We start from the raw sequence: 13704 nt of genomic DNA on the forward strand, positions 1-13704 counted from the left end.
TCAGCCGACGAGCGTTTGGGTGCCGAGGACGGCGAGCAACGAAAGCCGTTCGGCGTCCTCGGTTCCGGGCTCGGCGCTGTAGATCATGATGCGCAGGTCCGCACGTGCGACGCTGAGCACGTCGCAGTCCAGCGTCATCGGACCCACCTGCGGGTGGTTGATGGTCTTGCGCGACTCCAAGGGTTGATCAAGCACGGCGCCGGAGTCCCACAGTTCGGCGAAGAGTGCACTCTTGGCGCGCAACTCGGCGACCAACCGTCGGACGGTGTGATCGGCGGGATATCTGGCGGCCGCCGCGCGCAACGACGCGGCCTGCGCGGTCTGCAGCGCACGCAGCCCCTCCGGGGTGTGCTGGACCCGACTGCTGGGGCCGAGAAAGTTGCGCCACACCGCGTTTCGCTCGTTGCCGTGGTATTCACCCATCAGGGCGATGTACATCGGGTTGGCCAGCAGCTGCGTGCCCGCCGCATCGAAGACCGCTACCGGCGTCGCGGTCAGCCGGTCCAGCATCCGCTGCACACTCGGCGTGACGTAGGCGGGCACCGTGCCCTGCCCTGGCGGAACCAGCCCGGCCGCATGGAACAGGTGCTCGCGTTCGTTCGCCGACAGTCGCAGCGCCCGGCCCAACGCCTCGACGACCTGCTCGGAGGGATTGGTCGCGCGGCCCTGCTCGAGACGGGTGACGTAGTCGACCGAGATTCCGGCCAGCTGTGCGAGCTCCTCGCGGCGCAGCCCCGCCGCGCGCCGATGGCCGCCGACCGGCAGCCCCGCCGCCTGCGGGGTCACCCGATCGCGCCAGCGCCGCAGCGCATGGCCGAACTCCGCACTCGCCATGACTCCACTGTGCATCGCTTTGGCCGGATCGTCCTGGTATCCGTAGTCCCAGGAAGACGGAGCCTCTGGCTAGCCGCCTCACGTCGACGCACAGTGAAGGCATGACGACAACACTGATCACAGGCGCCAACAAAGGCATCGGCTTGGAGGCCGCCCGTCAACTCGTGGCCGCGGGTCACACCGTCTACATCGGCAGTCGCAACATCGAGCAAGGCCGCCGCGCCGCAGCGCAACTGGGTTCCAGGGCCGTCCAGCTCGACATCACCGACGACGCGTCCGTGCAGGCGGCGCTGAGCATCATCGAAGCGGGCGGCGGGCTCGACGTACTCGTCAACAACGCCGCGATCGAAGAGCGGGGCGACGGCAACGCGGTGGTCGCCCCTGCGGACGTGACGGCCGACCTGGTCCGGAAGACGTTCGATACCAACGTCTTCGGAACCGTGCGGGTCCTGCACGCATTTCTCCCATTGCTGCAGCGGTCCGCCCACCCCGTGGTCGTCAACGTCAGCAGCGGACTCGGCTCGTTGACGCTGTTCGCACCCGCCCCGGCGGACATCTACCCCGGGGTGGCCTACCCGGCGTCGAAGGCCGCGGTCAACATGATCACCGTGCAGTACGCGAAGGCGTTCCCGAACATGCGGATCAACGCCGTCGATCCCGGCTTCACCAAGACCGACCTCAACGGCAACACCGGCACCCAAACCGTCGAGGAAGGCGCCGAGGCCGTCGTGCGAATGGCGCAGGTCGGTTCCGACGGGCCCACCGGAGGGTTCTTCAACACCGCGGGCGCCGTGCCCTGGTGAGCAACTTTATGTGATGTAACTCACAAACGGCGTACGCTGGGGATATCTCTCCACGAAGGGAGCTGCAGATGAAGGGCGCGTATCACGATCCCGTGGATCACTCCCGCACCACCCAGCCGCATGCCGGTGAATCGTTCATCGACACGCTCTGGCTTCCCGGCCTCGGCCTCATCATGCTCGGCATCATCACCATCGCCGGGTTCCTGGCGGCCACGGCCTACCACCGTGACGATCTGCAGCTGCCGCTGGCGTTCATCGCGGGCGCACTGGTGACCGCAGGCGCGATCCTCATCGCGCTCGAGCACCATCGCGTGAAGCGGGTCGAGCAGCGGTGGATGTCTGAGCATCCGGACAGCTCACTGCACGCAAGCTAGCGAAGGCGGGCAGTCCTGGCGGCGCCCTAGCTTTGCGCTGCCACCGTGGGGTCCGCCGCGGACTTTGCCAGCAGGAAGTCCGCACATCGTTCGCCGATCATGATCGACGGCGCGTTGGTGTTGGCGCGCGGAATCCGAGGCAGCGCCGACGCGTCGGCGACGCGCAGGTTTTCGACGCCTCGGACCCGGAGCCGCTCGTCGAGCGGGCTATCGGAGTCGGCACCCATCGCGACGGTGCAGGACGGGTGGCTCGTGGTGATCGCGGTAGCCCTGATGCTCGTCTCGACGTCGGTGTCCGGACCAGGAATCAATTCGCCTGCCACCGCCGATGCAAGCGGCTCGGTCGCGACGATCTCGCGTACTCGGTCCACCGCACGGACGAGCGCGTCGACGTCCTCGCGCTCCGCGAGCAGGTTCAGCCGAATGGCCGGCGGCACAGTAGGATCCGAGCAACGGACCATCACGCTGCCGCGGCTCTTCGGCGTCCAGTACGACATGATCACCGACATCACGGGTTTGGGCCGCGCGCCCGTGAGATCGGCCAGTAGGTCGACGGGGGCGAAGCCCAACTGGAAGTCACACGCCGGGAGTTCGGGTGTCGATCGCACGTGCGCCACCGCTTCGATGACGTTGCTGCTCAGCTTGCCCTGGCGTCGAAGCAGCCACTGCAGCAACCACTTCGGGTGGGCGGCATCGGACAGACCCATAAAACCGGGCGCAAGCGACCACGTCGCGAACGCGTTCGCGTGATCCTCGAGCCCCTGTCCGATCAGGGGGCTGTCGACGACCGCGGTGATGCCAACGCTACGAAGGTGATCCGCAGGACCGATGCCCGACAACTGGAGCAGCTGCGGCGTGCCAAAGGCGCCTGCGCTCAGCACGACCTCGCGATCCGCGAAGGACTGCTGCACTCGGCCGCGATGCCGGTACTCGACGCCGACGGCCCGGCCATTTCGAACGATCACCCGGTGTACCAGTGCCCTTTTGACGACGGTCAGGTTGGGCTGGCGCGACAGGTAGCCGCGGGCCGTGCTCCACCGCTGGCCGCGGTAGATGGTCACCGGTGAAATCGCCGCACCGTCGAGTTCGGGTCCACTGACGTCGTCGTTGGCGGCGACACCGGTCGCGCGGGCGGCGGCCACGAACCGCTGCGACAGCTCGTCGGGATGCGCGACGCGCGTGACGTGCATGGGGCCCCGCTCCATCCGCGCGAATACCGGCGCCACGTCCGCCCAACTCCAACCCGGTAGTCTCCAGCCGTCGTAGTCGAGCTTGCTGCCCTTGACCCAGACCATGGCATTCATCCCGCTGGTGCCGCCCAGCATGCGGCCGCGGGGCATCGGAATCCGACGGTCGGCGCAGCCCGGCTCCGTTTCGGTCTCGTACGCCCAGTCCAGCGAGGTCCCCAACTGACGGCCGAAGGCCAGCGGGGCGCGCACCGTGAATCGACGCTCCGTGCCGCCGGCCTCGATCAACAGCACGGTCGCCGACGACTCGCTGGCCAATCGTCCCGCCACCGCACAGCCTGCGGAACCGGCTCCGACGACGATGAAGTCATAACTCGACACTGGGCGCCCCCTCCCGATCTTCCCCAAGGCCAAGTAAACCCCGCGTGGGGGCGCCAAGCGGGGGTTTCAGTGCCGTGCTCAGACGTCGTATCGCAAGGCGGGTACCGATCTGACGACGACGTCGTGCGCGTCGAACCGGACGCTGCGCTCGTCGTCGAGCCATCGCACCGCGGCTGTACCGGACAGCTGAATCGTGCGACCGGTGGCGAAGTCGATGAACAACAGTGCGGCGGCCGGATCGACCGCCAGGTTGCCAAGGCTGTTGAACATGTTGTTGCCGGGGAAGTCTGGCCACGACAGCCCGTGCGCGTCGGCCCGTACGAATCCCGCGGGTCCGCCGCGATGAGACGCGTCGTTGCCGAATTCGGGGTGGGTGGTGCCGAGGAAGAACGTGTCCGACGACTGCACCTGATCGACGTCGTCGGGCTGCAATGCGTTGCCCGTGTGGATGAGTCGAGCCTCTTGGGTCTGCTCCCCGGGCGACGGGCTTCGCGGATGGATGTGCTGAGGGCAGTTGCCGTAGGCCTGCGCGACGTCGATGGTCAACCCGGCACCTGCGGCGCTCAACCTGCCATTGATCCGCAGCCGACGGCGCCCCGCAAAGTCCATCACGATGAGGCCGACGGGCTGCCCGCTCGGCAATTGGTGGAGCGGGTCTTGCGCGTTGGGGATGGCATCGATCACCAGCGTCGTCGGAGAGGCGGCCTTCAGGAATCCAGGCGGGCCGACGACGGGCGACGTCCACAGTCGGCCGCTCGCGTCCCTTCCGGTGATCGCCGCGAACGTCGCGTTAGCGAGGAATCCTGCTATGCCTCCCCGCAGTTCGCCGCGCGCCACCATCGTCGAGAGTCGGGCGGCCTGCTGCTGAACACCGGCGCGACGCTGCACGGCCAGCTCGCCTGAATGAAACCCCGTAGCGACGTCAGTCACTTCGTGTTCAACCGGGACGGCCTGCGCGGAATTCCCCATCGCCACACCAGCCACTTCTGACTCCGCTGGAGAAGCAAGTCCACTTGCCCAGCTCGCAGCGACAACTGTCCCGACTTCGGTTTGGGTACAGAAATCGTCTTGCAGTACAGCGTTTGTCGCTGCAAGGCGGGCAACTCGAAAGGCACTTTCCGGGCCGTGGCCCATGTGGCGGAGGTGATTTGGGGGTGTTCAACGACCGCGCTCAGTTGGCCGGGGCGCGCAACCGCATCGCCAACCCTGTCGCCCGCACCGCCCGCCGGTCGATCGCCGCCCGCACCTCGTCGGCCGAACCCACCACGCGCACCTTGCTCTTCGCGCGGGTGACGGCCGTGTAGAACAACTCTCGGGTGAGCAGCCGCGAGTCGACTGGCGGCATCAGCACCGTCACCTCAGTGGCCTGTGAACCCTGGCTCTTGTGGATCGTCATCGCGTGCATGGTCTCGAGGTCCGGTAGCCGACTGGTGGCAAAGGCCCGCGGTTCACCGGTGCCCGCGATCGCCGCCCGCAGGCCGTCCTCCCCGACCACCGTCACACCGGTATCGCCGTTGTACAGCCCCAACCCGTAGTCGTTCGCCGTCACGAGTACCGGTCGCCCCGCATACCAGTCCGACCAGATCGGTTCCCCGGTCGACTCGGTGAGCCAGCGCTCGACCTGACGGTTCCAGTGCTGTACCCCGTACGGGCCACGCCGGTGCGCGCACAGCAGTCGCTGCTCGTCGAGCGTCGCCAACGCCGCGCGAGCATCACCGAGGACGGCGGCCTGCCGCAACGCAAGCGCTTGCGGCAGAAGCACTTTACGCAGCGGACCCGTCGGGTCCGGGTCGTCGATCCATTCGATGTGGTCGCCGCCGGCCCGCAGCACGTCGAGCGCCGCGTCGGCGTTGCCGGTGCGGATGGCCGCTGCCAGCGCGCCGATGGACTCGCCGAAACGATGAGGCGTCTGCAGCGTCACTACCGGAGAGCCCTGGCCCGCGCCGAGGCCGTCGACCAAGTCGGCGAGTACCGCGCCGGCGTCGACCGAGGCCAACTGGTCGGGGTCGCCCACCAGGAGCAGCCGGGACTGCGGACGCACTGCCTCCAACAACCTGGCCATCATGGTCAACGACACCATCGACGTCTCGTCGACCACGATGACGTCGTGGGGCAGCCGGTTGCCGCGGTGGTGTCGGAAGCGCGACGACGTGTCCGGACGGCTGCCCAGCAGGCGATGCAAGGTGGACGCCTGCAATCCGGAGAGCCGCCGCTGGTCGACGAGTTCCAGCTGGTCGATTTCCAGCTGCACGGCCTCCTGCAGTCGGGCCGCCGCCTTTCCGGTGGGCGCCGCGAGCGCGATGCGCAGCCGCGACCCGGAACCCGCCTGACCGGCGAACAGCGCCAGCAGGCGCGCGACGGTGGTGGTCTTGCCGGTGCCGGGCCCACCGGTGAGTACGGTAAGCCGTTGCGACAGAGCGATTTCAGCAGCACCGCGCTGCTCCTCATAGCCAGCCGGGAAGAGCCGTGGAATGTCCGCCTTCGACAAGGATGTGTCGACGGCGCGGCGGGACACCATCGCCCGAAGGTCATCGGCGACCTGCTGCTCCTCCCGCCAATACCGGTCGAGGTACAGCAGGTGCTCCTCGCGACGCAACACGTGAGGGGCGTCGAGCAGCGGGCTGGCCGACACCGCCTCCAGCCAGCCGTCGATCGCGGGCCAGGGCAGGTCGGCGACGTCCACCTGAGCCTCGACCGACCGCAGGTCCAGACAGACGGAACCCGCGCGCAGCCCCCTCACCGCAAGGGCGACGGCCAGCATCACCCGTTCGTCGGTCTCCTTGGCCAACGCGCTGAGCCGCTGCGCGACAAGCACATCCGCCGAGTCGATCACCGTCGCCTCGTTGAACGCCGCCAACAGCCCCGTGGCCCCGGAGGCCCGGCGCCAACTGGCAGCGTCCACCGGCTCGACGGACGTCATGCGGCTGCCCTACCGGCGTCGAGCAGTTCGGACATGGCGACGATCAGGGACGCCGGCGGCTGCCAGTCGAAGACGCCCGCGGGATGGCCGTCGATGACCGGGGTGTCCGACCCGCACATGCCGCGCACGAACAAATAGAGCACGCCACCCAGGTGCAGGACCGGCTCGTATCCCGGCTGTCGCCAGCGCAGAAAGCGATGCAGCACAACGCTGTACAGCAGCGCTTGCAACGGGTAGTCCGAGTGCAGCATCGCCTCTACCAGTCGAGCGCGCTCGTAGTCGGCCGATGTCAACGAGCCGTCGCCGTCACCCAGCCAGTTCGACTTGTAATCGACCACCACGTAGCGATGGCTCCCTGGAACACTGCCATCGGGGATGCGCAGCACCGCGTCGATCGATCCGTTCAAGTATCCGCGCAGCGGCTGGTTGCCCAACGCGTCGCTGCTCAGCCGCTCGGCATAGGACGCCAGCGGGTCGTCGGCGGGCAAGTGTTCGGCCACCAGCCGCCCGACGTCGCGCAGGTGTATCCGCGGTGCGGCGGAACCCAAGTCACCGCCTGCAAGGGGGAACTCGAAGTCCAACTCCCGCAACCGGTCTCGCAGCCCGATCTGGCGCAGCGTGAGGTCCGCCGCGAGCGGCCCCAACGGTGTGTCGTGCATCGGCACCAGCGCGGCGGCCAACTCGGGCGTGGGAACGTCCACCGGCCACCAGACCGAATGCTCGCGGACGTGCGCCTCCAACTCGGCGGTGAGATCCGCCGCGAACGGATCGGCGGTCTCCAGCACCGCGTGCACCAGGGTGCCGAACTTCGCACCCTTCGGAAGGTCGGCCATCGGGGACGGCACCTGCCGCCCGGTCGACGGCTGCAGCAGCGGCAGGTCACCGACTTCGTCATCGAGTGCGACGACCTCGGGCTCGCTGCTTACCCCCGTCGTCTCCGCGACGCGGATCAGGCCCGAGTACGAGGTGCGGCGCCAGGTGGTGTCCACCGACCGGTGGAAGTGCCTGGCGTCGAGGTGCTTTGGTGCCGGCTCGGCCGGCGGGGGCGCCACGGGTGTCAGCACCGACTGCTCCAGCACGGGACCGCCGACGGCCGCCCACTCCTGCAGCCGGGCGAGCGCGTCGTCGTCGTTGATCTTGCTGGGGACACACCTGTTCGGCACGACCGACTCGCCAGGTCGACGCCCACGCAGCAGCCGGGACAGCCCACCGTTGGGCTCATCGCTGGCCGGCGCCCACCACGCCACCACCTGCGCCTGCGCCCGCGTCATCGCGACGTAGGTCAGGCGGCTGTCGTCACCGGCAGACTCTTCGCGCCCCACCTTCTCGACGTCGCGGTAGTCAGGGCTCTCCTTGCCACCGATGTGCAGGCAGCGGGTAGGGCCGTCGTGGAACAGGATCAGGTCGGGATCCGGCACCCAGCGGTTGAACGCGAACGGCAGGTACACGATCGGGTACTGCAGGCCCTTGCTGGCCCACACGGTCATGATCTGGACCGCCGCGGCGTCGCTGTCCAATCGGCGATTGCGCTCGCCTGACCCGCCGTGGTCGTCCCGTTCGGCGCGCAGCCAGTCACGTAGTGCAGGCAGCGTGAAGTGCTCGCGGTGCGCGGCGTCCTGCAGCAGCTGCGTGACGTGCGCCAGGTCGGTCATGTGTCGTTCACCATCGCGCCACGACAGCACGCGATCGCTCATGCCCCGAAGCTGAGCGGCCTCGAAGATGGCCGCAACACCACGTTCCCGAGCGTGACCGGCCCACTCCCGCAACGTCTCCGCGATGTGGTCGGTCAGCGCGTCGCCACCGTCCACTAAGTCCTGCGCGCTCTTGCCGAAGAACATCGTCGCCGCCGCGGCGCGGACCACCCCGGCGCGATGCGGTTGATCGAACGCCTCGAGCAAGCAGAGCCAGTCGTCGGCCGCCTCGGAGGCGAAGATGTCCGAGTCGCCGGTATACACCGACGCGATTCCCGCCCGGCCCAACGCGAGCTGGCACAGCCGCGCGTCCTTGTGCCGCTCGACGATCACCGCGACGTCGCCGGCTCGCACCGGCTTGCCTGCGAACGTGGCGTCGCTGGCGAGCAGGGCGCCGATGTCGTTGCCGAGGTCCTTGCCGATGTGTTGGCGGAAGTCGTTGATGGAGACGGTCTGGGTTCCCCTGCGGCCGAACGTCTCCCGTCGCACGATGCGCAGTCGGAACGGCGCGTCGCTTGGAGCGCCCGCCAGCCGGGAACCTTGGTTGGCCGCCTCGACGTCATGCACGACGATGGCGGGGTCGCCGAGTTCGGCGCCGCGCAGCACGGCTTGCAGCGAGTCGACGAGCGCGCTGTCGCTGCGCCAGTTGGTGCCGAGCGTCTTCTTGGCACCCGCGGTCTCGGCGGCGTTCAGATACGTGACGATGTCACCGCCGCGGAAGGCGTAGATCGCCTGCTTCGGATCGCCGATCAGGATCACCGTCGACCGTCCGCTGAAGGCCCGGTCGATCACCTGCCACTGCACCGGGTCGGTGTCCTGGAACTCGTCGACCATCACGATGGGCCAGCGCTGGTGCATCCGGATACGGGCGGGGGAGTGCTCGTCGTCGAGCGCCGCCGCCAGTCGCGTCAGCAGGTCGTCGTAGCCAAGGATCCCCAGCCTGCGCTTGCGCGTTTCCAGTTCGGCAAGAACATCTTTCGCGAAGCGAAGGCACACCTCGGCCCGCGAGTCGGGCGGTGCGTCGAGCGGCCGTAACTCGGTGGCGGGATTGCCGACCACCTCGCGCGCCAGCTTCAGCGCGTCGGAATACGTCAGATCCGGGGCGTCGCGCTGCTGGCCGAAGTGGGCGAGGTAGAGGTCGTCGACGACCTCGGTGACAAGCTCTGTGAGGCTCTCCACCAGCGTGACGCGGGAGTCGGAGTCACCCGCTACGCCCAGCGACTTCAGCACCAGCTGACAGAACTGATGGGTGGTGGCGATCGTCGCGGCGTCGAAGCCGGCCAGTGCGTCGCGCAACCGTTGCTTGCGGGCCGAGCGCTCGTCGTCGGTGCCGTCGAGCAGGTACGCGACCAACTGATTGTCTCCGACGAGTGACGGATCGTCGAAAGCGGCTGCAGCTTCGGTCATCTGGCGACGCACCCGATCGCGCAGTTCCTGGCTGGCCGCCCGGCTGAAGGTGATGAGCAACATCTGGTCGAGCTCGGCAGCACCTTCGGCGACGTAGCGCGTGACCAACCCGGCGAGCGTGAACGTCTTGCCGGTGCCCGCGCTGGCCTCCAGCACGGTGGTCGATGCCGTGTCGGGCAGTGGGCCCTGAAGATCGAATCGCTCCATTAGACAGCCACTTCCGCCCGAAGCATCGGCAGCCACAGTCGCGCGGCGAACGCGCCCAGCCGGTGGGTCTCGCCGTCAACCTGCTCGCCAGCGCGCAGCGGTTGCATGAGGTCTCTGAGCCAGGCGTTGGGCCCCCACGCCCGCACCTGCGCCGGGTCCTGATCCTCCGCCGGAAAGTTCCCGGACTTCCACCGGAAACCCGCTTCGCGCTCGGGGTCGTTGCCCTCGTGCCGGGCGCACGCCCAGGCGTAGGACGTCTTGATGGGCAGTGGCAACGGTTCGCGACGGCCTGCGTCGTAGATCGCCACCAGGTCCCGCAGCAGCTCCGTGGCCGGTTCGTGCGGCCGACCCAGCGCCCGTTCGTTCGGGGTGCTCGAGCGCCGCGCCCGCCCGATGCAGATGGCCGACCACTCCCGCTCCGGATGATGGGCGAACAACGCCAGCAACGGAATCCACGACGCGAGCAGGTGCTTGCCGTCGAGCTTGGAGTAGGTGACCGAGACCAGATGATCGTCGAACACCGGCGACACCGTGCCCGTGAGCCGACGCCCGGCGCCCAGGTCGATGTCGACGTCGTAGGCGGCCGCGTCGGCCTTCCGATATCCGAGCGCCGCGGCAGCGAGCAGGGTGGACTGCTCGCGCAGTTCGCCCGCCTTGCGCCAACCCAGCTGACCGGGCGGCAGCGTGCCGCGTCGCCACTCGGCCTGCCGCGCGTCGTCCGGCGTCATGCCCCGCATCATGTCGCCAAGCATCCGGTCGCCGACCGCCCACTGCTCAAGGGCATCGATGTCGACGGAGATCTCGTCCGAAACGCCGTCGACGTCCCACGGCAGCGTGAAGTCGAGCGCGCGGAAGAAACCCTTGACCGGATCCTTGAAGAACCCGATCAGCTCGGCGAGCGCGACGTCCTCATGAGGCTGCGCGGGCAGCTGGCCGGAGGTGAACTTCGGCTGCTCGGACCGCTCGCGGGTGCTGGCCCGTGCCGCCTTGAGCACGGTGTCGTCGAACGTGAACGGCACGTCGGGCACCAGCTCGCCGGGGATGACGTTGCGAATGTCGAACGGCTGCAATGGATGATGCACGACCACCCGGTCGTGCACCCGCTCCGGGGTGGTCCCGTCCAGCGCGTCGAGCAACTCGGCCAACGGCACCGCGGGGGGACGGGCCTGCCCGGAGTACGCGTTGGCGCCGGTGTAGGTGATCACCAGCTTCTCGGTGGCCGCGCCGACCGCGTCGAGCAACAGTTGCCGGTCCTCGGAACGGCTGTCGCGCTCGCCGGTGACGGGCTTGCGGGCCAGCGCGTCGTCTCCGTCGGTGACCCCCTGACGCGGAAACACGCCGTCATCGAGGCCGACCAGGCACACCACCCGATGGGGCACCGACCGCATGGGCACCATCGTGCACACCGTCAGCGTGCCGGTGCGGAAGTTCGCGCGCGTCGGGCGGCCCGCGAGGTGGCGATCGAGCAGCGCCTTGACGTCCGGCAGTCGCAACACCGTGCTCGACCGAGCGCCCGCGTCAGCCAGCACCTGGCCGAATTCGCGTTGCAGCTGGCTGGTCTGCCATGCGTCGGCGTCGGTGACGCGGGTCAACATCGCGATGCCGTCCTCCAACGCGCGCAGCCAGTCGCCCAGCGGGTGATCCCCGGTGAGCGCGTCCACGGTGCGCTGGAGTCGGTCGACGAACTCGGCGAGCTGGCCCGCCAACTCGACGCGGTTGCTGCCGACGTCGTCCAAGGGCAGCGTCGAGGAGATCCACGCGTGCGCATCGTCGGACATGGCCACCCCGGCGAGCACTCGATCGATGCCGAAACGCCATGTGTTGTGCACGAAGTCGACACCGTAGGGCTGACGGTGCTCCTGATCGAAACCCCAGCGGACGTTCGCCTGTCGGACCCAGCGGGTGATGTCCTCGAGGTTGTCGTCGGTGAAACCGAACCGGGCGCGCACCGGGGCGGACTGCGCGAGGTTGAGCACCTGGCTGGCGGTCACGCGACTGCCTGCAAGGGTCAGCAATTGCGACGCCACGCCCAACAACGGATTGGTCTGCACGAGTGAGCGATCCGCGAGTCGCATCCGCAGCCGGTGTGCGGGGTGGGCGCCCTTCAGCACATCGCCGAGCCCGAAGTCCGCGTTGATCAGCGGAGCATAGGTCTCGATGTCGGGGCACATGACGAGGATGTCGCGTGGTTCGAGCGTCGGGTCGTCGGTGAGCAGGCCCAGCAGCACCTCCCGCAGTACGTCCACCTGGCGGGCTTCGCCGTGGCACGCGTGCACCTGGACGGACCGATCACCGGTGGCCAGTGTCCGGCCTTGCGGGCGAACGGCATTCGCGGCGATGTCGGACTGAAGCCAGCCGAGCAAGGTGGCAGGATGTCCTGGGCCGCCAGCCAGACGACGCAAGTATTCGTCGGTCCCAAGATCCGTCGGCAGGATGCGTTGCAGCTCGCGCAGGTCACGACCCAGCGTGGCCAGCAGTGGGTGGCCTACCCGGCGGTGGCTGGTGTCGTCACGCCGCGGCACGGCACCATGGACGTCGGCGAGGTTGCGCCACAACTCGTCGCTGGGATGCGGGAGCCAGAGGTGAACGTCGTGATGGGTGGACAGCGCTTCAATGAGCTCGATCTCGGTGAGCGGCAGCCGGGTGTGCCCGAACAGCGAGAGCCGCGCGGGTAGTTCGGAAGGTGATTCCCGAAGGCGGGCAACGGTTTTCTGGTGGCGCACGTGCGGCGGATCGGCGGGCACGCGGCCGGTGAGCGCCCGCCACAGCGGTGGTTGCCAATCGAGGTCGCTGTCGAGGCCGGCCGTGTCACCGTCGAGCCAGTCCGCGAGCAGTTGTGGCCGTTGCCTGGCGTAGGACGCGAACAGGGCGGCGAGGCGGCGTGCGACGGCGTAGCGCCTGCCCTGGCGCAGCTCCCGCTCGTCGCCGACGTCGAAATGACCGAGGTGGGTGGCCAACGTGCGGCACCACGGCTCATCGAGACTCTCGTCGATGACCTCGAGCAGTGGCCACACCATGGAATCGGGCGCCCAGGCATCGTCATCGCCGGTTCCGGTGAGCTCGGCGATCAACGAGTGCGGGTTCCTGAACTCGACGCCCGCGCAGACGCCGTCCGCTGCCGCGCCACGGCCCAGCACGTGGGACATGCGCTGGCTCAACCACCGTTCGACGCCGCGGGCGGGCACTAGGACCAACTCCATGGCGAAGGGGTCCTCGAGCGGCTGGGAGAGTAGGGCGCCGAGTCCGTCGGCCAACAGATCGGTGCGATCGGCACGGTGTAAGTGAAGCGGCATCGACGCCACCATAAGGCGCGCGACCGACACGGGTCGCGGTTTGCTCACTCGCGGCGAGATGTCGGACCACCACCACTCATATGAACTGCAGCCGTCGCCCCACGAGGTACGGCAGTTGGTGGCCGAGGTGCGACTGCTGGACGGCTGCCGGGTGACTACCGGTTAACTGGTAGTCCCGCTGTGCAGTTCGCCTCCAGTCGGGTTGGAGGCTAACGCCGACGACAACGCGGAGCGCGGCGAGCAGTCTTGAGATGTCACGAACGATTCCGTCAAAGGAGACATCATGAAACTTCGCTACCTCGCTCCAGTCGCCGTCGCAGCATCCGCGGCAGTCATTGGACTCGCGCCCGTCGCGATGGCCGACACCACCGTGCATCACACCCCCGGCGGCGCTGAGATCGTCGCTACCCCCGGGCAGTCCGCACAGAACGCCGCTCAGCTACAGCTGCCCTTCGGCGGCAACTCCGATGCCCTGCTCTACCACCACTGACCGCCTTGGGCCCCGCCCATCCGGCGTAGCTCGCATTCGTGTCGAAGTTCAGCGCAGGAGTACCGGTCACATTGCCCAGCTCGCAGCGACAACCGAGTCGGGCCGCGGCGTCCGGCC

9 protein-coding genes are annotated in these 13704 nt (G+C 68.4%); 3 read left to right on the forward strand and 6 right to left on the reverse strand.

The features are described 5' to 3' along the window. Positions 1 to 834, reverse strand: a complete 834-nt coding sequence (locus SLQ30_RS07155) for a helix-turn-helix transcriptional regulator (RefSeq protein ID WP_319450733.1) — start codon at positions 832 to 834, stop codon at positions 1 to 3. A 101-nt stretch (positions 835 to 935) separates the two neighbouring features. Between SLQ30_RS07155 and SLQ30_RS07160 the strand changes: the two genes are divergently transcribed. Next, positions 936 to 1637: an SDR family NAD(P)-dependent oxidoreductase gene (locus SLQ30_RS07160; protein WP_319450734.1), complete on the forward strand. Its 702-nt coding sequence runs from the start codon at positions 936 to 938 to the stop codon at positions 1635 to 1637. 68 nt (positions 1638 to 1705) lie between these two features. After that, complete coding sequence (gene usfY, locus SLQ30_RS07165; protein ID WP_319450735.1) at positions 1706 to 2011, forward strand: protein UsfY; 306 nt, start codon at positions 1706 to 1708, stop codon at positions 2009 to 2011. A gap of 26 nt (positions 2012 to 2037) precedes the next feature. Here usfY and SLQ30_RS07170 read toward each other — a convergent pair whose 3' ends face one another. The 5 genes from SLQ30_RS07170 to recC form a co-directional block, all read right to left on the reverse strand. Next, entirely contained in the window at positions 2038 to 3579 is a 1542-nt protein-coding gene (locus SLQ30_RS07170; protein WP_319450736.1) for a GMC family oxidoreductase, read from the reverse strand. 78 nt (positions 3580 to 3657) lie between these two features. After that, the gene (locus SLQ30_RS07175; protein ID WP_319450737.1) at positions 3658 to 4509 is read right to left on the reverse strand and encodes a pyridoxamine 5'-phosphate oxidase family protein; all 852 of its coding nucleotides are present in this window, start codon (positions 4507 to 4509) and stop codon (positions 3658 to 3660) included. Positions 4510 to 4750: 241 nt separating this feature from the next. Continuing rightward, a complete protein-coding gene (gene recD, locus SLQ30_RS07180; RefSeq protein WP_319450738.1) occupies positions 4751 to 6499 on the reverse strand; it encodes an exodeoxyribonuclease V subunit alpha in 1749 nt (582 codons plus the stop codon). Further along, the gene (gene recB / locus SLQ30_RS07185; RefSeq protein ID WP_319450739.1) at positions 6496 to 9804 is read right to left on the reverse strand and encodes an exodeoxyribonuclease V subunit beta; all 3309 of its coding nucleotides are present in this window, start codon (positions 9802 to 9804) and stop codon (positions 6496 to 6498) included. The genes recD and recB overlap by 4 nt, the downstream gene beginning before the upstream one ends. Further along, positions 9804 to 13097 (reverse strand): exodeoxyribonuclease V subunit gamma, encoded by a 3294-nt coding sequence (gene recC, locus SLQ30_RS07190; protein WP_319450740.1) that lies wholly within the window; start codon positions 13095 to 13097, stop codon positions 9804 to 9806. Before recC ends, recB begins: the two co-directional genes overlap by 1 nt. 283 nt (positions 13098 to 13380) lie before the next feature. Between recC and SLQ30_RS07195 the strand changes: the two genes are divergently transcribed. Beyond that, the gene (locus SLQ30_RS07195) at positions 13381 to 13587 is read left to right on the forward strand and encodes a hypothetical protein (RefSeq protein WP_319450741.1); all 207 of its coding nucleotides are present in this window, start codon (positions 13381 to 13383) and stop codon (positions 13585 to 13587) included. Positions 13588 to 13704: the final 117 nt, after the last annotated feature.

Source organism: Mycobacterium sp. RTGN4, from assembly GCF_033804635.1.
Lineage (GTDB): Bacteria > Actinomycetota > Actinomycetes > Mycobacteriales > Mycobacteriaceae > Mycobacterium.

Coding starts and splice junctions, on each gene's coding strand:
- recC (WP_319450740.1), bottom strand. CDS start 13,097: ATGCCGCTTCACTTACACCGTGCCGATCGCACCGATCTGTTGGCCGAC.
- SLQ30_RS07195 (WP_319450741.1), top strand. CDS start 13,381: ATGAAACTTCGCTACCTCGCTCCAGTCGCCGTCGCAGCATCCGCGGCA.
- SLQ30_RS07155 (WP_319450733.1), bottom strand. CDS start 834: ATGGCGAGTGCGGAGTTCGGCCATGCGCTGCGGCGCTGGCGCGATCGG.
- SLQ30_RS07160 (WP_319450734.1), top strand. CDS start 936: ATGACGACAACACTGATCACAGGCGCCAACAAAGGCATCGGCTTGGAG.
- recB (WP_319450739.1), bottom strand. CDS start 9,804: ATGGAGCGATTCGATCTTCAGGGCCCACTGCCCGACACGGCATCGACC.
- recD (WP_319450738.1), bottom strand. CDS start 6,499: ATGACGTCCGTCGAGCCGGTGGACGCTGCCAGTTGGCGCCGGGCCTCC.
- usfY (WP_319450735.1), top strand. CDS start 1,706: ATGAAGGGCGCGTATCACGATCCCGTGGATCACTCCCGCACCACCCAG.